The 18,520-nt window shown below is 52.6% G+C and carries 15 protein-coding genes and 1 pseudogene; 7 read left to right on the forward strand and 9 right to left on the reverse strand.

Annotated features, from left to right (window positions below):
* Positions 1 to 536: 536 nt before the first annotated feature.
* The 4 genes and pseudogenes from FF011L_RS27030 to FF011L_RS12540 all read left to right on the forward strand — a co-directional run.
* Positions 537 to 692 (forward strand): annotated as a pseudogene (locus FF011L_RS27030) (reverse transcriptase domain-containing protein); the annotation flags it as partial.
* A gap of 6 nt (positions 693 to 698) precedes the next feature.
* A complete protein-coding gene (locus FF011L_RS27035; protein WP_261342567.1) occupies positions 699 to 896 on the forward strand; it encodes a group II intron maturase-specific domain-containing protein in 198 nt (65 codons plus the stop codon).
* A gap of 1,225 nt (positions 897 to 2,121) precedes the next feature.
* Positions 2,122 to 2,349 carry a hypothetical protein gene (locus FF011L_RS12535; RefSeq protein WP_145351991.1) on the forward strand — a complete coding sequence of 76 codons (228 nt, stop codon included), beginning with the start codon at positions 2,122 to 2,124 and terminating at the stop codon, positions 2,347 to 2,349.
* A gap of 85 nt (positions 2,350 to 2,434) precedes the next feature.
* Positions 2,435 to 2,620 carry a hypothetical protein gene (locus FF011L_RS12540; RefSeq protein ID WP_218933171.1) on the forward strand — a complete coding sequence of 62 codons (186 nt, stop codon included), beginning with the start codon at positions 2,435 to 2,437 and terminating at the stop codon, positions 2,618 to 2,620.
* A 605-nt stretch (positions 2,621 to 3,225) separates the two neighbouring features.
* Here the strand turns inward: FF011L_RS12540 and FF011L_RS12545 are convergent.
* The 6 genes from FF011L_RS12545 to FF011L_RS26840 all read right to left on the reverse strand — a co-directional run bounded on the left by FF011L_RS12545 (position 3,226) and on the right by FF011L_RS26840 (position 7,761).
* Positions 3,226 to 4,587 carry a dihydrolipoyl dehydrogenase family protein gene (locus tag FF011L_RS12545; RefSeq protein WP_145351993.1) on the reverse strand — a complete coding sequence of 454 codons (1,362 nt, stop codon included), beginning with the start codon at positions 4,585 to 4,587 and terminating at the stop codon, positions 3,226 to 3,228.
* A complete protein-coding gene (locus FF011L_RS12550; RefSeq protein WP_145351994.1) occupies positions 4,584 to 5,099 on the reverse strand; it encodes a carboxymuconolactone decarboxylase family protein in 516 nt (171 codons plus the stop codon). Before FF011L_RS12550 ends, FF011L_RS12545 begins: the two co-directional genes overlap by 4 nt.
* A 389-nt stretch (positions 5,100 to 5,488) precedes the next feature.
* Positions 5,489 to 5,716 (reverse strand): hypothetical protein, encoded by a 228-nt coding sequence (locus FF011L_RS12555; protein ID WP_246109888.1) that lies wholly within the window; start codon positions 5,714 to 5,716, stop codon positions 5,489 to 5,491.
* A gap of 203 nt (positions 5,717 to 5,919) precedes the next feature.
* Positions 5,920 to 6,087, reverse strand: a complete 168-nt coding sequence (locus FF011L_RS26285) for a hypothetical protein (RefSeq protein ID WP_218933172.1) — start codon at positions 6,085 to 6,087, stop codon at positions 5,920 to 5,922.
* A gap of 614 nt (positions 6,088 to 6,701) precedes the next feature.
* Entirely contained in the window at positions 6,702 to 6,989 is a 288-nt protein-coding gene (locus tag FF011L_RS12560; protein ID WP_145351996.1) for a hypothetical protein, read from the reverse strand.
* Positions 6,990 to 7,239: 250 nt separating this feature from the next.
* Positions 7,240 to 7,761 carry a hypothetical protein gene (locus FF011L_RS26840; RefSeq protein ID WP_246109889.1) on the reverse strand — a complete coding sequence of 174 codons (522 nt, stop codon included), beginning with the start codon at positions 7,759 to 7,761 and terminating at the stop codon, positions 7,240 to 7,242.
* A 1,584-nt stretch (positions 7,762 to 9,345) separates the two neighbouring features.
* Here FF011L_RS26840 and FF011L_RS12575 point away from each other — a divergent pair.
* Positions 9,346 to 10,791, forward strand: a complete 1,446-nt coding sequence (locus tag FF011L_RS12575) for an efflux RND transporter periplasmic adaptor subunit (protein WP_145351998.1) — start codon at positions 9,346 to 9,348, stop codon at positions 10,789 to 10,791.
* Position 10,792: 1 nt separating this feature from the next.
* Positions 10,793 to 13,912, forward strand: coding sequence for an efflux RND transporter permease subunit (locus FF011L_RS12580; protein ID WP_145351999.1), 3,120 nt, complete (start codon positions 10,793 to 10,795; stop codon positions 13,910 to 13,912).
* Between the two features lie 479 nt (positions 13,913 to 14,391).
* On the opposite strand, the gene FF011L_RS12585 is transcribed toward FF011L_RS12580, so the two are convergent.
* Complete coding sequence (locus tag FF011L_RS12585) at positions 14,392 to 16,953, reverse strand: phosphocholine-specific phospholipase C (protein WP_145352000.1); 2,562 nt, start codon at positions 16,951 to 16,953, stop codon at positions 14,392 to 14,394.
* Positions 16,954 to 17,106: 153 nt separating this feature from the next.
* Between FF011L_RS12585 and FF011L_RS26290 the strand changes: the two genes are divergently transcribed.
* A complete protein-coding gene (locus FF011L_RS26290; RefSeq protein ID WP_218933173.1) occupies positions 17,107 to 17,283 on the forward strand; it encodes a hypothetical protein in 177 nt (58 codons plus the stop codon).
* Here FF011L_RS26290 and FF011L_RS12590 read toward each other — a convergent pair.
* On the reverse strand, positions 17,280 to 17,786 hold the full coding sequence (locus FF011L_RS12590; protein ID WP_218933174.1) for a CBS domain-containing protein: 507 nt from the start codon (positions 17,784 to 17,786) through the stop codon (positions 17,280 to 17,282). The two genes, FF011L_RS26290 and FF011L_RS12590, sit on opposite strands and share 4 nt — an antisense overlap.
* A gap of 349 nt (positions 17,787 to 18,135) precedes the next feature.
* On the reverse strand, positions 18,136 to 18,519 hold the full coding sequence (locus FF011L_RS12595; RefSeq protein ID WP_145352002.1) for a group I truncated hemoglobin: 384 nt from the start codon (positions 18,517 to 18,519) through the stop codon (positions 18,136 to 18,138).
* Position 18,520: the final 1 nt, after the last annotated feature.

An 18,520-nucleotide genomic window follows, 5' to 3' on the forward strand; every position in this document is an offset into this window, starting at 1 on the left:
GAATGTAGTGCGTAGCGAAAGCGCACCCGATACGGCAGGTTGCTCGGACGAGCTTGCAAAAAGTGGCGATGTCCGATTCATGAATAGGAGCAACAAGTGACTGGGGACGTTATCAGATTCAGGGAGTCAGCACAGTAACTGGGGAGACCTGGATCCATCGCCGCGCTAGCTCCCCCAAAGGCGAAGCGTGAGAAGCAGATAGGCCGTGGCAAGGGGCAACTAAAGGCGAGGCTGATGTGGTGTCAGGAGTCAGATGATCCCGTAGTAGTGGGTAAGTCGCGGCCTGTGAAAGCTGGCAACAGTCTGGAGGAGAAAACCGTGATGACATCGAGCAAAGCAGCGGAGGAAACCGTGGCAAGCCTCGGTGGACGGCTTTGGCTCAAAAGGCCATCGCTGGATGCGAAGGGGTGAAGTTTTACGAGGGAGACTGGAAAGAAACGATCTGCACCGACAACCAGCAGCCGACATAAGCCCGAGAGACTCAAGGCTGGGGGGGAACGGTCCATGATGGCGATCCGGGGAACCGGCAAGTTGTCCGATATGCCGACGACATTCTGATCCTGTGCCGGAGCGAAACGGGGGCTCGTCATGCAATGGCAGTAGCAAGCGAAATTCTGGAAGGTGAACTAAAACTGACCGTCAACCGCGACAAGACGCACCTGACGCACGCCAGTTGTGGCGTGAAGTTCCTGGGCGTCATGATCGGCTCGGTGCACACCCGCATCGATCCGAAGAAAGTCGCGGCATTCACGTTGAAGGTCAAGTTAATCACACGTCGTACCAGCCCAGTCAACCTGGCAAAGGTCATTGCTGACCTGAACCCGGTGCTGCGGGGGTGGGGCCACTACTTCCGGATGGCGAACTGCAAGGCATTGTATCGTGAGCTGGCAAATTGAATTCGGCGTCGTCTGTGGGCCAAACAACTCGCGTTGTGGAAGAAACCGAAACGGCTGATTTGGCGTTTACGTCAGGTCGGCTTCAAAGGTGAAATTCAGAAGATGCGAATGACCGCGTGGCGAACGTCACGCAGCTCCTATGCCAGTTTCGCCATTGATAATGGTCACCTGGTTGAGCTTGGCCTGTTCGATCTAGCGTCGATTGAGACCGGAGTCTTTCCTCAGGCATCCTGAATCTCGTAAAACAGGAGCCATATACGGTCCGGTACGTACGGTTCTGTGAGAGGGCTGAGTCAGCGGTAGCACCGCTGGCTCACCCTACTCGATTGTTTGACATGATAGATGTCCAGCGTTGTCGAGACGTTCTAGATTTTTGTTTCCGCATCGACCCGGTGCATTGCATTTATCGAACTGTAAGCCATCGCACATACGCAAGGTTCGCAGATTCGTATGGTACGTCCTGGATTGCAACGGCGGGTGCCAGAGTGGAATGTTTCGCTCAGCATCGGTCGTTGATTGTTATCGTTTTCGGTCCCTCTGTGTGTCGGCTCACGTTGCCGACGGACTTTCAAAGCCGAAATGGAATAGGACAGGATTTCTTGTTCCAAGCTGACCATTGCTAAATTTATGTAAGGATGCCAATCAATGTCTTTTAAAATGCTCGCTAGTACGTTCGTTGTCGGCGTTGCTGCGTTTGGATGCTTTCTTCTTAGTGGATGCCGCCAATCCGGAGGCTATTACGACGGCAGTTCCTCCTCTTCCTATTCTGCCCCATCACAGAGTTACTCGGCTCCGGGCGGTTCTGGGACACGTTCTGCGCCTGTTGGCGGTTCGGGTACGCGATAACGCATTGGAGGAAAAGAGAGATGAAACAATTCTTGATTCAACGGTACGGTTGGCGGAGCGTCGGCGTTGCATGCTTGGTCGTATTCGCAGGTGGTCTTGGCGTGCGGTCGTTGCTTTCTAACCAAGAACCGACGGTTATGACGAAGCCCGTTTCAACGGACGCTGACGTCGACCAGATTTACACTAATCACGAGCCGGTAGGTTGGGTGTTCGGGCGCGTGGTCGGTTTTCAAGGTGCAGATAAGCCCATGCTCCCGCACCGATCCCGTCCGTCAATGAATAGAACATCATTCGCCAGGCCTGCGAAACCTTAGAAAGGCATTGCCTGGCGTTTCACCGTCCAGCAAACAGTTCTCGCATTCGAAAGGAATTTGGTCCGATGCAATCAGCCTTGTTCAGCGAGCAGCAATTCGCCAAGTCGTCGATCTGTCCGCAGTTTGCCGTTGCCGCTCAACCGGTCGAATCCTCGCTTCGCTACCGTGATGAATACTCGACTTGCTTACAGAAGGAGATTCCGGAAGAAATCATCGAGCGGTATTTTGGGGGCGAAGGCCGCACGCCCTGCGTACGCTTTGGTGAAGTGGTGCTGGATTTAGGAGAACGCTAAATCGTCGTCAATCATTCGAAGGTGTCACGTCGCGTGGGCCGTGGGGACTTCGACTTTTGGCATTCGACCAACACGGATGCGCTCGATGCTAGGAATGCCGACAGGAGGGGCAGATGTGTATAACGAGCAACTGCATTCGATCATTGAAGACGGAATGGTGGGGTACGTCTGTGGCATCGCTGGGGCAGGGGACGCGCGATTTACCAGTTGGCGGTTTGCTGGCGAATTGCAGCGGTGTGACAAGCGACCGAAATACCAAACCGCTGAGTAAGCGAGGGATAGCGGCCTGTTCTTTCCGTCCTTCGCATACGCAGCGGGTTAGGGGCTTGGCTGCCTGTCACTTATTCGCAACTCATTTATCTTACGTTCCGAGAAACCTCGCCATACTTTCGCATTGGCCTCCACACTGTTGAATTCGGGGGCGAGCTGGGCGACTGGTCTGGAACACTGATGACCGGGTGATTGGTGAAGGCTTGCAATTCGACGATATCGGCGGCTTTGGTGACGCCTCCGCAACGCTCAATCGCCGATTGCATTCTCATGATACGTCAGATTGTCAGGACTCTAGAAAACGGTTTTTCTGTTGCGCAACCGACACAAATTTTCCGGAAATGATTTACCGCAACCTGACCATTTGACTCTCGAACCAAATCTCGGCTGATCATTCGCAAACGGGATGACCACCGTTGGAGCGGCGTTGGTTAGGCATTCGAGCGTTCTGTCGTGAACGAAAGGCTATAAAACGTTTCAATCAGCAAGCCGAATTGCATTTCTCAGATCCGGGGCTGGAACATTTCCACGGGTTTTGAGTGCCACTGCATTCACCGACGTGACCATTGGTAACATAGTGCTGGCCAATCTCTCAATGATTTTTTGCTAAACCATTCGACGGATGTCTGAACCAAATGTTGGAAAGGCAAACAAGGTGGACTTGATGTCGGTCGCGGTCAGGCCATGTTTCATTGCCAGTGCAAACAGATTGATCGTTTCCTCGGCACCTGGACCTAACAGATGGGCGCCGAGAATCCTATCGGTTTTCTTGTCAACGAGTACCTTGTACCCAGCACAGCGTTGGCCATGCTTGCGAACCGATCCCCACGACGACGTATCGTCGTGTCGGACTTCAACGTCATGTCCTTTTTCGGCCTCTAGTTGTGACATTCCGATCGCCGCGATTGCGGGAACCGTAAATGCGACTTGCGGTATGTCGCCGTAATCGGGGCGATTTAGTGGCTGTTCTGCGAACAAATTCTTTACGACCACCCTCGCCTGTTCGTTGGCCGTTGGGGTTAATCGCGGTTGCGGGCATTCGACACAGTCGCCAGCGGCATAAACGTTTGGATTGCTTATGCTCTGCATAAAATCGTTAACCTTGATTCCTCGGTCGCCAAAGTCGACCTCGCCGACGTTCAGCTCCATGTTTTGCAAGTTGGGGACTCGACCTGCACCGTGAACGACCAAGTCCGCCAACACAGTCTTCTCACCTTTGGAGGTGTAGTACTTGACTGTCGTGGACTGGCCAACTTCGTCGGCGCTGATTTCCGTTACTTTTGCATCCGTGATTATCTTCATGCTGTGTGGTGCGGAATAGTCGACCAACTGTGCCACCAGATCAGGATCGAAGGGCTCCAGGACTCGGTCGCCGCGCTCGATTACCGTTACATCGCATCCGTGCCTCGCCGCTACACAAGCGAACTCCAACGAAATATAGCCACCACCGACGAAAGTAATCCGATTGGGAAGCGATGAGAGTTCAAAAAAAGCATCACTGAGCATCGCGTGCTGGCCGCCCGGAATATCAAGTTTTCGCGGAGATGCACCGACTCCGACGAAAATTCGCTTGGCTGTCAGCTGCGTTTCTCCAACGCGTATTTCGTTGGGGCCAGCAAACGAAGCGAGTCCCGAGTACGTTTCAATCCCACGTTTCTGATAGGAGGCTTCTGTCTTGTCGGCGACCGGATCCGTAAATTCACGTTTGAATTCAAGCAAGTTTTGCCAGTCAATTCGCATTGCTGGGAACTCAACTTGTTTACCCTTTGCTCCACGAGCACGATCTACCAAATTCGCCGCATTCGAGTAGACTTTTTTGGGGTTACAACCGCGAAGTGCACACGCGCCGCCAAACTCTCTCGCCTCGACGACCGCGACGCGTTTGCCAGCCTCGCGGGATTTCGTGGCGACCGTGGATGCAGACGGTCCGGTCCCGATTACGATCAGATCAAATTCGGCGTTGCTCATGGCAGTTCGATGTCCAATCCGTGATTGATCCGATTGGTGAAGTTCGCCAGTGCAACCGTGGCCGCTAACGTAACCAACTGCGTGTCATCAAGAAACTCTTTTAATGTCGATACGATCTTAGGATCGACGGTAGCTGTTTTCGTCAACTCTTCGGAGTACGCCAGCACCGCTTTCTCGTGGTCGCTGAACGTATCGCTGGCAGCATAGTCGTCGATTGCGGCAAGTTGCGCATCGGTCGCCCCCGCTTTCTTAGCCGCCGCCTTATGGTAGTGCGAGCAATACTCGCATCCGTTGACCTGCGATGCTTTGTAGTACGCAAATTCGCGAAGCTTGTCAGGCAGATCATTGAGGATGCCATCGTTAATCTGAGTGGTTCCTCCAAGGACGTCGGGCTGGTGGGCAAGCGTGCTAAAGATGTTCAGTGACTTCCCGAATTTTTTCTCGATTGCTTCCAAAATGGGTTGTGAATCGGCAGGGGCGTCAGCGGTCTTTAGAGGGGCAACATGTGGCATGATCGGACCTATGGCATTGAGGGAAAAGTTACTACTCGGAAACGAAAGATGTACGCAAACAGCGCGCCGCTAATCTGTCGTAATGGAATTTGTTAACGAACGGTTTGCGAGCGCATCGTGTTTAGCATGATTTCTATGGGTACGGCGGAAATTGGTCGAAGCCCATTTGGGAACGTCGGAGTTCTAGCGACGGTCACGACGGGTCAGGCGGATGTAGCGTGTCGATCACCCTGGCCAGAACCATCATCTTGCGGGTGTTGTCGATGCAAAAGGGAAAGGGCCAACCAGTCGTCCTGATCGCATTCCATGTCGTTGGCGGCGATTGGAATGATGGGGAGCCAACGTGCTGACACGACAAATGCGATGGCTAAGATGCCTGGCGATTAGGTTTACGTAGAGGATTCCGGCCGGAGTGAGCGTTTCGATTCTTCCGCCCACCAATCCGCATAGGGTGTATTACTTGCAAGGTGACGATTGAAATCGGTGTCGTCATTCCACCAAGTTGGTCCGCGTTCGCCCAACGCGACCTTTGCAGCATCAACATCTCTCCTAGCTTCCTCTAACGATAGGTTATCACCTGATCGTTTTGCAGCCTTCACCGCGCGTCTAGCGGACATCAAATCTCTGACAAGACGACCAAGAACCGCCTCGCTTAGACGCGGATCACTTTTTCGCCATAACCTTCCGGCGACGACGAAGTATCTTCCATCTGGAGTCGTTGGATAGTCCATTGGCCCGCTGGCGGGAGTGTGATCGGATTCGCCGGGAATCTCACTACAGGAAATTCAGAGGGGGATTGAGCCGTTGCAAAATCCTCCTTCTACAACGCCGCCGTGGTCTTTTCTGATCGATCTGACTTAGCGGAAGTTTCCTCGGGTTCTTTGTCATGCTCGTCGTCGTCGGGCTGGGCAACGGCACCGACCACGGGGTAGCTCACGCCGTGGTTCGTTTGAATGGGGCGCAGGCGGTTGTCTTTCTGGGAATTCATGTCACTCTCCATTTGGGGATCTATCCTGAATCTGATAGCAAGGAGAAAGATGCAAACAGCGTGCCGATGCGCCATGTGATTTAACAAAAATTTGTTTGCACGAAGCGTCGATTGCGACGAGTGCCGATCCTTGTGGAATACCGCAGCTACCGCTTAGGAACGCGAGAGTGGTAAATGACGGTTTCCCAGTGTGGTCGGAAGCCAACGAAGCGACGAGTGTCGTCGTGAAAGTAGGGTTGGAAGGTCCAACGCCTGACGACGGTCGCTACGTCTGACAGGTAGTTACGCGCGCCGAAAGCGTAGACAGACCGGCGAGACGTTACGAATCGATTTCACTCTATGTGGGCGGTATTCAGGCACATTGGGTGTTGTGCGAGCGGCAAAGTCTGCAAGGAGGCTGGTGCTACACCGCAAGAATGACGTCGGAGCCATTTCATGATGGTACCAACTTGGAGCCTGATACCGTTTGCGTTACCTCAGGATATGCATGCAATCGCCTGCTGTCGCAAAACCTGAACAGGTGGGGATTTTTTCCAGAGATGATTCCCACGGTGTTGTCGATTTCTCCCGAATCCGACAACGGAAGGCGACAGGCAGCAAGCAGTGTTGCCAACTCAAACCACTTCGTTGGTATAGCCGTATCTTACCGATCGATCCAAAGTTGATCTAACCGGCAAAGTACGCGAACTACCCTTCGCCAAATCGCCCTCGTGAGCGTTGGCGGAGATCGCAACGACTTTGGGGCCGATAAACGGGACGCGGATTTCTTGCTGGAACCCGATGCCAGCTGGCGAACCGTTCGGGCAGGTTGTGCTACTCACGGGCAAGCAGTTTGGAGCCTGATGGCGAGCGGTCAACAGCAACCGAATGATCACACAGGTGGGGACGTGCCGGATGAGCAAACCGATTTTTGACTGCGATTGCGTCTTTGCACGCGATAGCCTGCGTACAGGAGAGGTGGGCGGCGATAGTCTCTCGCGATAGACCCATTTTCAACGGATTGTGAAGACCGAATTCGGCCTTCAATGAGATGCCCAGGGAGTTGCTTGTTGTCCGCGGGACGCTGAACGCGATCAGACGTCGCGGGGAGCATTCTGAAACGATTGACGAATCGCCGCTTAGCGGTTCTGTGCGTGATGGTCCAATTAGGCACTAAGCCGGGTCTGCGATTATCTTTCCCGTTCGGTGGTCGACTCTATGCAGGCGAGTCACATCGCCCGATGGACCACTGGCGGATTTTAAAGAGACCAACCAATAAGGGTCGTTAGGGACGTTCGCATCCACCATCGCGCGAAGGGTTTCCGGATCATGCACACCGTTCTCGCTATACAATTTTGCGTAGAACTCCTTTTCCCGCCGAATCTTCGGCGTGTCAAAGAAGACCGCTGAACACTTTGTGCCTGGCGCAATATTACCGAAGTGTTCAATGACAATCATGATTGCCTTTTTTTGATCCATTTCTTGTTTTGTCAATTCTTGCTCCCGCGATTGACACTTGCTGAACTGAAAATCGTAGCCTGTTAAGGGACCAGTATAGGTTAGTAGTCTAGCGATGGGAGCGGTTCGGATTTCAAACCGGCATGTGGTTATCTGCCAAATGTAAGACCGACTGGACCAGTTCGGAAACGGAACGGTTTCGGTTTCCTGCGGGGGCGGGGGACTGACATCGTTCATTCCAGACGATGCGGAGCCGAAGCAACCGGCGTTGGTGCAGAGGCCGGAAATACGTTGCTTACAGACTGGATGCCCCTGCTGGAATCTCTGCTGGATCGATTGCGGACAAGAGGAATTGATCTTGCCTGTTAGAGGATCGGGGGTGTTCGTTTGGCGTTCTGGGTGGATTGGCCGCGAGTCACTTGCCCGATCGGTCCTAGTTCGTTTTGCGCGGCGTTTGGTTCTCTGACGCCATGGCTGGGCAACCCATTGAGAAGTCGTCTGTTCGCCTTGGATTGGATTTCTGTCAGCACTGTGTGGATATGTATCAAAACTGGGTGGTCGAGATTGGACTCTTAGCCTCGTTCAATTCCTGATCGCGATTGCGTTTACTCTTCCGTAGAGGTTTTTCGTTAGAGGGTTCGCGGTTAAGAACCGCGAGAAGGCTGGCGTAAATCCATTGATAAAACGACTGTCGACGTCTTGATGAATTCCTCTTTGATCGCGTCCTGTGATCGGAAGACAGAAGGATGAAGCAATGAAATTGACACCGATGATGAAGAATCGAACATCGGTTCTGTTTGTGGCCAGTATTTAACTTGCCCGATCGGTCGGCACGCGATTTCCAGTCACAACAAGTGATTGGGAAAAGGGGGCTTTCAATATGAAGTAGACCGAGATGATTGCGGAGCTTTCAGAGCAACGAATCGACAACGTTTGGCGATCCTATTCTGCTTATTCAATTTCAACCGCGGGCAATGACTGTTTCCGCAAGCTTCCAGTGTCATTTGCAACTAGGATGCGCTATTCGATAGCAGGCTGATTTAGATTGACAGGAGAATTTCTTCCGATTAGATTCTGGGGTCGTACTTGTTTGTTTCGTTCAAAAAATCGCTCCCCAGCTGATGCTTCAGACTTTCTACCGTAAGCCCGTCCGAATGCTAACCGAGATGATGCTTCTCGTGTTGATGCTTTGGCCTGCGCCGTTCCCGGTGGGACATAATCATAACGATCTATCGTTGCGAGTCTCGGATCAACAGATGGATTGCCATCTAAAATTCCACCACGGCGGTTTCGAGAACTCGGATCGCTGGCCGGCGGATTGGCATTGGCATTGGGTTTTCCCTATGGACGGTCACGAGGACTTGGGCGGCGTTGACTTAATGGCGCAGACCGAACCGTTTGCGTTGGGACAGCGATTGGATTTTCCAGTATCTGCTTGTGTCTTGCGAATCGAATCGGTTCCATTGAAGCAGTTCTTTGCAAGGCCCTTTCTGCCGGCAAACCGCCAGCATTCTTTCCAAAACGTCGCGCTACTCCACAGCCGGCAGTCTCTGCCCGAATTCTTGGGTGTCGTTCGCTGCTAAGCGTTCGTTGATCAAACAATTCGCTTGATCATCTGGGTTTTGAATCCGCGTCGGTAAACCATTGCGCGACTTGATATCGAACCCAGACGGCAGCTTCCGTTTCGTACGTGTGTCCGTTTTGCTGGCCGGTTCCAGCGAACGATTTCCACGCACATCGGCCGTTACGCTTTCGGGGCGTCAGATTGGCTCGACGCATTTCAACTACGAACAACGCTTTTTAGACAAGTAACCAACCACCATGAATCCTTTTGAACATGTAACGGGTATCCAATGTCGCTTGTGGCGCGCATGGTTGCTTCCCGCGATGATGGCTGCGACATTGATTCCCTTCGTGTCTGCAACGGCTCAGTCGACAGTGGCGGAATCTGTTGTCATTCTGCCGAAAGACCAGTGGCAAGCATCAGGAATTCACATTGAACCAGTGCAACGCAACGCATTCACAAAAACGCTGCATCTGACCGGAAAAATCTCGCTTAACCAGGATCGTGTTGCACATATCTATTCGATGGTCGACGGGATCGTGGATGATGTTTCAGTTAGTCTGGGACAAACCGTCAAAATGGATGATTTGCTTGCAGTGATCCACAGTCGAGAAGTCGGTGCGGCGAAGTTAGAACTCTATCAAGCCCGCTTGCAATTGGAGCTTGCAGAAACGCAAAACGAACTGCAGACAGCGATCGCAAAAAACACGAACGAATTGCTAGTTGCCCTGAGAAGCAACATGCCAATCGCGGAAATCGAAAAGAAGTTTCGTGACCGGCCAATGGGCGACTATCGTGAGCGAGCGTTGATTTCATACGCTGCCTTTTTAAAATCTGCCGCTGACGTTTCGCGACTTGAAGGAGTATCGCAGTCCGGGGCCGTGTCAGGCAAAACGCTGCTGGCGGCAACCTCGGGTCGAAACGCCGATCAAGCAACTTTTCAATCTCGGATCGAGCAGATTCAATACGAATTGCAAACGTCCACTCTAAAAACGTCCCAGGCTGTAAAAGAAGCCGAGGCGAAAGTCCTGGTGGCCGTGACCGGTTTGCGGATTCTGAACGTTGATGCCAAGGAACTGAACGAAATTGATCCTGCTAAACAAGGCGAGGCGTTATCTCACTACGCGATCCGAGCTCCCTTTGACGGAACCGTACTAACCAAAGATGTTGTCCTGCGAGAGCAAGTTCGTCCTGATGTGATGTTGTTAAGCATTGCTGACCTTTCGACTGTTTGGGTGACGGCGAACGTCTACGAAGAACACCTGCCACTTTTGAACTCTTTCAAAGACCAAACGATTACGCTTCGCAACGACGCACTGCCCGATCGCAAGTTCACGGCCAAAGTTTTTTATACCGGTGACATCATGGACGAGGCGACACGAACCATTTCATTGCGGGCGATCGCTGACAATGCGAATCACGATTTAAAGCCCGGAATGTTCGTCAACATCGAATTGCCAACCGCTCAGCCGGCAGAATCGATTGTCATTCCCAATTCGGCCGTCCAGCAACACGAAGGCAAGTCCTTTGTGTTTGTATTGAAAGGCGACGATCAGTTCCTCCGGCGGAATATCACCGTCGGGCCTACCAGTGACAAGACCATCGTCGTGCGATCAGGGCTTCGCGAAGGCGAGTCGATTGTGACCGGCGGCGGCTTCATTCTGAAGTCACAATTGCTGGCCGAATTGTTGGGAGACGAATAACATGATTAATCATCTAATCGATTTCTCGCTTAACAACCGGTTCATCGTCATTCTGTTGTCGCTTGCGATCCTAGGCATGGGGTTCTTCGCCGCCGCCACGATTCCGCTGGACGCCGTTCCCGATCTGACGAACGTCCAAGTCCAAGTGCTTACCAACTCGCCGGCGCTCGGTCCGGTCGAAGTCGAACAGTTCATCACGTTTCCGATTGAGAACGCGATGAGCGGGATCCCCAAGGTAGACGAAATCCGTTCCATCAGCCGTTTCGGATTGTCAGCGGTGACGGTTGCGTTCGAAGAAGGAACGGACATCTACTGGGCACGCAATCTGATTAGCGAACGTTTACTAAAAGCTCGCGAAGACATTCCGCCTGGGATGGGGACGCCGGAGCTTGGACCGATCGCGACGGGAATGAGCGAAATCTATCAGTTCGAGGTGCGCGCCGAACCGGGTGCGGAGCAATCGTTGACCGATCTTCGCACCGTTCTGGATTGGCAAATCGCGTTCCAGCTGCGGAGCGTGCCGGGGGTGATCGAAGTCAACACCTTTGGCGGCGCTCTCAAAACTTATGAAGTGCAGATTGACCCCGCCAAATTGCAGAACTACGACGTTTCCTTAACTCAGATCATCGAAGCACTGGAACAAAACAACGGAAACGCGGGCGGTGGCTACATCGCTCACAATGCCGAACAACGATTGATTCGTGGTGAGGGTCTGGTCAGCTCGTTAGACGACATTCGGATGATCGTTCTTGACAGCCGCGAAGGTACTCCGATTCGCATCGCGGACATCGCTAACGTCGAATTTGCTCCGATGCTGCGTCAAGGTGCCGTCACTCGCGATGGAGATCGTGAAGCGGTAATCGGCATGGTGATGATGCTGATGGGTGGTAACTCGCGGCAAGTGGTCGGAGACGTCAAAGCGAAGATCGCCGAGATCCAAAAGACACTTCCCGAAGGTATCGTGATTGACACCTTCTATGATCGCACTGAGCTTGTCTCCAAGACGATTCACACGGTGGGCGAAAATATCGGACTGGGCGTAATCCTGGTGATTTTGACGCTGTTCATTTTGTTGGGCGACGTGCGGGCTGGGTTGATCGTTGCCGCCGCAATACCGTTGTCAGCGATGTGTGCGTTGATCGCAATGCGTTACGCCGGTGTGTCCGCCAACCTGATGAGCCTTGGCGCGGTCGACTTTGGGGTGATCGTTGACGGGGCAGTTGTCATGGTCGAGAACTGTGTCCGGCGAGCCATGCAGTATCAGAAGGCTCACGACAGCGACCACGTTCCCCAAGGCGTTTTTCGCGAATCGGCTAAAGAAGTTGGTAAGCCCATTCTGTTTGCCGGATTGATCGTCATTATCGTGTTCTTGCCGATTCTGAGTCTTCAAGGCATGGAAGGCAAAATGTTTCGCCCCATGGCGTTTACTTTTATGACGGCACTGTCGGCGGCGTTGCTGTTGTCGGTGACCGTGATGCCCGTGCTGGCGTCTTTGTTCCTCGCACGTCGACTGAAACAACGCGAAACGTTTGTGGTTCGTAAGTTGAAGTCGACCTACCAGCCACTCTTGATGTTTGCGATGAAGCGACCCTGGCCGATGTTCGGCGGATCGGTCATTTTGTTCATTGGAAGCATGTTTTTGGCTAGCGGGTTCGGGGTGGAGTTCGTTCCGAAACTGGATGAAGGGGACATCGCGATCCAGGCTACAAGATTGCCCAGCGTATCCCTGGAAACTTCCATTGAAATGACCAAAGCGATGGAGAGAACGCTACTGAAATTTCCGCAGGTCCAGACCGTTGTTTCAAAGACGGGGAGACCTGAAATTGCAAATGACCCGATGGGGGTCTATCAAACGGACATCTTTATTCGGATCGATCCTTTAGCTGAATATGACGACGGAAAAACGAAAATCGATTTGATCGAAGAGATGCAAGCTGCGTTGATCAAAGAAGTACCTGGCAACGCCTACAGTTTCACTCAGCCGATCGAACTACGAGTGCAGGAATTGGTTGCGGGCGTGCGCAGTGACATCGGACTTAGTCTGTACGGCGACGATCTGGATGTGCTGAAGGTGAAGGGAGATGAATTGGTGCGTGCTCTCAATCAAGTTGACGGTGCGGCGGACGTCGCGGCTCAGCAAATCGCGGGGTTGTCGTATCTGCGAGTCAAAGTACGACGCGAGGATTTGGCTCGATACGGTATCAATACCCGCGACGTGCTTGACGCTGTCAGCTCCGTTGGAGGGATTCCGATCGGTCAAGTGTTTGAGGGGCAACGGAGGTTCCCATTGCAGATCCGCTTGCGTCCTGAGTCTCGCGAGAATACCGAACAACTGCTGGCGTTGAAGATCGACGATTCGCAAGGCCGACCGATTCCGATTTCGCAAGTCGCGGACATCATCACTGAAGATGGTCCTGTCGAGATCAGTCGAGATGCAGTCCGTCGTCGATTGCTGGTGCAGTGCAACGTTCGCGGTCGTGACCTGGCTGGATTTGTGGCCGAAGCTCAGCGTGTGGTCGAAGATCAGGTCGAATTGCCAGCAGGCTACATGCTCCGCTGGGGCGGGCAATTCGAGAATTTGCAGCAAGCGACTCAGCGGTTGGCAATCGCTGTTCCCGTTGCTTTGATTTTGATCTTTGCGTTGCTATACATCACATTCAACTCGGTCAAATTGGCGATGCTGATTTATTTGAATGTTCCAATCGCAGCAACTGGCGGTGTCCTTGCCTTGTGGGTACGAGATTTGCCGTTCTCGATTTCTGCAGGCGTCGGTTTCATTGCCTTGTTTGGCATTGCAGTGATGAACGGTGTCGTGTTGATCGAACATGTGCGGCATCTGCGACAGGGCGGAGATTCGCAGCGTGACGCTGTCATCAATGGTGCAATCGACCGTTTGAGGCCAGTGCTAATGACGGCAATGTGCGGCGCGCTCGGCTTTATTCCGATGGCGCTGTCCGCCAGTTCCGGCGCCGAAGTCCAGCGTCCGTTGGCGACGGTTGTGATCGGCGGATTGATCACGTCAACGGTGCTTACGCTGCTTGTGTTGCCGACGATCTATCGTTGGTTTGAGCCGACACAAGTTGAGCCAGAGTCTTTTGACGAAACTCAATTTGGACACTAGAGGTACGTGGGGTCCTCCGTTTTCTCCCGGGAAAGTACGCTCCCGCGGAAGTAGCGTTTTCGGGCAGTACTTTCGCGTGGGATGAAGCATCAATGGATGGCGTAGTGGACGGGGCAACAAGTCCCGTTTCGCAGGACTGGTTGCCTCGTCCACTACGTCACTTAAAGCTGCCGTTGCGAGGGAAGTTGACAATCACGAAATCAATAAGCTGGTAAGCGAGGGACCGTCGAAGCAGCTCGCTTTCCGTCGCTGAGGTCACCTATAAACCGCATTTTTAAAGAGACAGAGCTACGGGGTGTGGAGGACGAGTCGAGGAGCGATAACGACGAAGATTCGGGCTATGGTGAGTCGCAAGTTATTGCCGGAGCGGGATTGCTATCGCTTCTATAGTCTGGCCTACCTTCATTGCGTCGTGGATGCCACGACCACGCTTAGTTCGCCACTCAATAAAGGATGACAGACGCGAAAAGTGACGCTCGCTAAAGCGTTGCGTGCACCCTTCCCATCAAAGGGTCTGTCTTTGCTGAATATCCTGTTTCCACACGCCCAGCGTATCGTTGATGGAACGAATACGCACCGCGGACCTGGATTGAAAAATCGTACCAACCATGACTCTGGGTGGTTGATACGGCGACCGTTTCTGTGGTGCCGGGGGCGACGTCCACAGATATTGGCTTATTGCCATAGGCTTGGTCCGAGATTACGACTTTCGAACTTTCATTCTTGGCGTGATTGGCAATCGCGAGTTCGATATTTCCGCTAGGTTTTCTTTTCGCCGGATCCATTGTTTGATACCCGCATCTCACGATGATGTCAGGGGCTTTGGGATTACCTTTGAATTCTCTGAAGAATCCATTGGGGCCGTCGATTCGCAACTGATATTCGTTGTTCTCAAAATGGTTCAGTGGCCACTTCATGAGAATGGAGTCTCCAGCACGCACGGCGACCGGCCAGGTTTGGAAAGGTTCGAATTTGTTTTCACTTTGTGAGTTGTTTGGTTGATAGTTGACCGGGGCGCAAACTTGAAAAGGTGATCCCAATGCTGATTCACTAAAAAAATTGTTACCGGCAGCAAATTCGATCTCGAACGTTGCCGCTCGTGCGTTCAGTTTGCCGTTGGTATAGAGTTCGTAGCTCAGTGGGCATGAGTTTCGAATCCCCGGTTCTTGCTGGGGCATCATTGGCAGCGGATCGGATTGCGTTTTAGCTTGTTCGATTTCGGATTCACTAAGTGGTTTGAATGCGTTGGGCAAACCTTTGAAGCTTGAGTTGTATACCTGTCCGATTATTGTGTCGCGGTCCAGCGTTTCAGGAAACGTGGTTGGCTGGCCATGATAGGGCCGGAACACCGACGTCAAATCGCCACAGACGGTGCGCCGCCAGTCGCTGATGTTGGTTTCTTTGATCGCTTTTCCTGTTTTCTTAGAGAGAAACTTCTCCAGGAACCTAAGGGTTGAGGTGAGGTCGCAGACCTCCGAATTGACCCACCCACCTTTGCTCCATGGCGATGCAATCACCAGTGGCACGCGGTAACCTAAACCAACTGGACTTTGCCTAGCGTTGGAGCGGAGGTTCGCTTTATTCTCCAGGTCCACAAATTCTTCGGTTGTATCGATCCCTTTGGAGACGGCGTTTTTTTCGGCGGGATGGGGAGCCACAAAGGGGGCAACGTGATCAAAGTAGCCGTCGTTTTCGTCGTAGTTGAGCACAAAAATTGTTTTCTTCCAAATCTCGGGATTCTTGGTAAGAATGTCCAACACTTCCGAGACGTACCACGCTCCGTACCAAGGTGAGCTGGGATGGTCGGAGAATTTCTGCGGAGCCACCAACCAAGATACGGTCGGTAGTTTTCCCGCATCCACGTCCTGCCGGAACTGGTGAAGTATGTCTCCCTTGGGCACGCGGACTGAACGGGGCACGCCGTTATCGTCGTACCGAAGCGTTTCGATCTGATGGTAATGGGGATCGTTAAGATTTGTGGTGAACGCCTTTTTGTGCAGATTTTGCTCCCGCTGCGGCAATTTCTCGAAGTTCTCTCGGCTCCATGTTTTTGCCTCCTGATCATTGTGATTCCACTCGGCCAGGGCTTCCGACAATTGGGCGCTCAGTTCTTTGATTTTGGTATCGGCTTCGCTTGCTGGTTGTTTCGCAAGTTTGGACTTCAGTTGTTCGATTTTTCGCCTCAGCATACGCCGACGTTTTTTCAACGCGATCTGGTAGCTGCGACTAAAACCGACATGGTACTGTGAAAACCATTCAAGGTTGTTGTCGGTGAAATTGGCCAGCAGCGAAGCTTCTTCACCCACGAAGCCGTTTTGATGACTGATTTCATTTTGGTAAATCCTCCAGGAAACTCCATGTTCTTCCAATCGTTCTGGAAAAGTTGTCCAGTCGACGGTGCGGGTGTAGCCCACATCTGAATTTTGAATCAGTGCTTTCGATTGAGCGTTTTCACGCAGTTTGCCACTCCAGAAAAACAACCGGTTGGAAGTTGTGCCGGTCAGTGACGAACAGAAGTGCTGGTCGCAGACAGTGAACGCGTCTGCCAGGGCGTAGTAAAACGGGATATCCTCACGCGTGTAGTGCCCCATCGTAAGCGGCATGTCACGATACTCGGCAACGCGGGACTGTTTGGCGTCTAGCCATCGGTTGTGTTTGCCGTCATTGCGAGCGTCCACTTGATCGGGCCAGGAGTGAGGAAGGTCCCCCATCCACGTGGCTTTGGTATCGTGGATGTCTAAGCGGAACGGCAGGTAGGTTTCTCCTTTTCGATTGCTTTGCGCCCAAACCGGCAATTTGTTCGGCTGCTTGATCGCACGGGGATCATTAAATCCTCGAACACCCTGAAGCGTCCCAAAACAATGGTCAAAGGAACGATTTTCCTGCATCAAAAAAACGACATGTTCGGCATCTTCAAAAGTGGTTCCTTGATCGGGTGCGATGGCCATCGCACGCTCGATCGCCGGGGGAACACCAGCCTGCAACCCGATCGCGCCGGTTAACATGCTCGCTCGTTTCAAGAAGCTTCGTCGGTTGTTCATCGTCTCATTCTTTCCAGTAACTGGTTGGTCTGAAAACCAACTTTGGGAGCGTCCAAATAGATGTTAAGTGCTGAAAGATGATCTCTTGGACAGCAAGTTCTGCTCTCCGCGAATTTCCCCTTTGCGTCAGCAGCAACTGACGGGGAGACCAACATGACCGAAGTTAGTCTCTTAGAATCACTCGATCAAGCTATCACTTCTGAACTGAAAAGCATTTCCAAGGTCGCCAAGAGAAGCAGCGGCAACGAATACGATGCTGGCGATGAGAATTTGGAGTGTGGGGCACACGATCTTGACGAGAACTTAACGAAAGGCTCCAGGTACAACTAGACTTGCCTGAAACGCTTGTCTGCGATCAGGCGGACCAGATCCATCGTGGTTACGATTCCGACCAAGACGCCGTGATCGGTGACGGGAAGACGATGGAATCGATATTTGGCGATTTGGCGTGCGATCTCACTGATCGGGCAATTTAAGGGAATGGTGTGTGGGTTGCTGGTCATCACATCGCCTACCTTTAGTCCCTCGATGCGTTCACCAACGCGGTCGGCGATGTCCTTGAATGATTCCATTTTCGATTCATGGAAACCGCTTTCGTCGAAGTAGAAGTCGGACGTTTCCTTCGCGACTTCACGCTCGGCACAAATTTGACTAACGACGTCTGATCGCGAGACGATCCCTACAAGTTTCCCTTCATCGACAACGGGAAAGCCGCTCACATTCGCTGTGAGAAGTTGGCGTTCCAGGTCTGGCAGCGGTAGGGTCGAAGGGACGGTGCTTACCGCGACCTTCATGATGTCGTTGGCGGTTAGCTCTTGCGTTGCATCGTTCATTGCAGATTTCATCTTGGTTACAGGGATACGCGAATTCGCCGAAAACCGTCGCCTATTTCACTGCTGACGAGTTTCATTCAAGCCCGAACGGCTTCTGATATTTCGCCGCCCGCTGTGGTTAAAAACTAAGACGACCGTCTGAAGTGATTCCACCGCTCAACCATCATTTTGGCGCCGACAGATCGATTGAATTACGGTGGATTCCCTTTTTTATGAAGCGGATCGCGGTTGCCGTGGAGGGAAGGTCGGAGAGCGATAGCAACGAAAACCTGGCATCTGACCCGCTGGTACCGTCCGCCGAATCCGTATCGCTATCACCCTTGGCTTCGCCCAAATTTCTCCATCTTCTTTAACCATCGACGTTGCTGTCGCCAGTGATCTTATCCTTGTACGTCGCCAAACGAGCGAGTGCGTCATCGACGTCTCGTTTGGAGGCACCACAATCTTCCATTGCATCGGCGAAGTGCCCACAGAATTTTGCGAAGTGGCGTGATGTGATCCCGCGTCCGGCGTGAACGGAGGAGAGTTCCGCGCCGGTGTATTCGACCGGGCCATCCAAGGCAGAGGCGAGGAACTGCAATTGCATCTTGCGCACTCGATCCATCGGGATGTCTTTGAAGAACGGACCAAGTTCTTCGTCGGCTAAAACACGCCGGTACATCTCGTTGACGATTTCGGCAATCGCCTCGGTCCCACCTAAACGTTCAAACAGTTCTTTGGATTCATCGTTCATG

The organism is Roseimaritima multifibrata (assembly GCF_007741495.1).
Lineage (GTDB): Bacteria > Planctomycetota > Planctomycetia > Pirellulales > Pirellulaceae > Roseimaritima > Roseimaritima multifibrata.

What these genes read in the sequence shown, in the direction of transcription:
- FF011L_RS26285 (WP_218933172.1), bottom strand. Translation starts at nt 6,087, where the DNA reads ATGAATTCCCAGAAAGACAACCGCCTGCGCCCCATTCAAACGAACCAC.
- FF011L_RS12590 (WP_218933174.1), bottom strand. Translation starts at nt 17,786, where the DNA reads ATGAACGATGCAACGCAAGAGCTAACCGCCAACGACATCATGAAGGTC.
- FF011L_RS12585 (WP_145352000.1), bottom strand. Translation starts at nt 16,953, where the DNA reads ATGAACAACCGACGAAGCTTCTTGAAACGAGCGAGCATGTTAACCGGC.
- FF011L_RS12540 (WP_218933171.1), top strand. Translation starts at nt 2,435, where the DNA reads ATGCTAGGAATGCCGACAGGAGGGGCAGATGTGTATAACGAGCAACTG.
- FF011L_RS26290 (WP_218933173.1), top strand. Translation starts at nt 17,107, where the DNA reads ATGACCGAAGTTAGTCTCTTAGAATCACTCGATCAAGCTATCACTTCT.
- FF011L_RS12580 (WP_145351999.1), top strand. Translation starts at nt 10,793, where the DNA reads ATGATTAATCATCTAATCGATTTCTCGCTTAACAACCGGTTCATCGTC.
- FF011L_RS12575 (WP_145351998.1), top strand. Translation starts at nt 9,346, where the DNA reads ATGAATCCTTTTGAACATGTAACGGGTATCCAATGTCGCTTGTGGCGC.
- FF011L_RS12550 (WP_145351994.1), bottom strand. Translation starts at nt 5,099, where the DNA reads ATGCCACATGTTGCCCCTCTAAAGACCGCTGACGCCCCTGCCGATTCA.
- FF011L_RS12535 (WP_145351991.1), top strand. Translation starts at nt 2,122, where the DNA reads ATGCAATCAGCCTTGTTCAGCGAGCAGCAATTCGCCAAGTCGTCGATC.
- FF011L_RS12545 (WP_145351993.1), bottom strand. Translation starts at nt 4,587, where the DNA reads ATGAGCAACGCCGAATTTGATCTGATCGTAATCGGGACCGGACCGTCT.
- FF011L_RS12555 (WP_246109888.1), bottom strand. Translation starts at nt 5,716, where the DNA reads ATGTCCGCTAGACGCGCGGTGAAGGCTGCAAAACGATCAGGTGATAAC.
- FF011L_RS26840 (WP_246109889.1), bottom strand. Translation starts at nt 7,761, where the DNA reads ATGAACGATGTCAGTCCCCCGCCCCCGCAGGAAACCGAAACCGTTCCG.
- FF011L_RS12595 (WP_145352002.1), bottom strand. Translation starts at nt 18,519, where the DNA reads ATGAACGATGAATCCAAAGAACTGTTTGAACGTTTAGGTGGGACCGAG.
- FF011L_RS27035 (WP_261342567.1), top strand. Translation starts at nt 699, where the DNA reads ATGATCGGCTCGGTGCACACCCGCATCGATCCGAAGAAAGTCGCGGCA.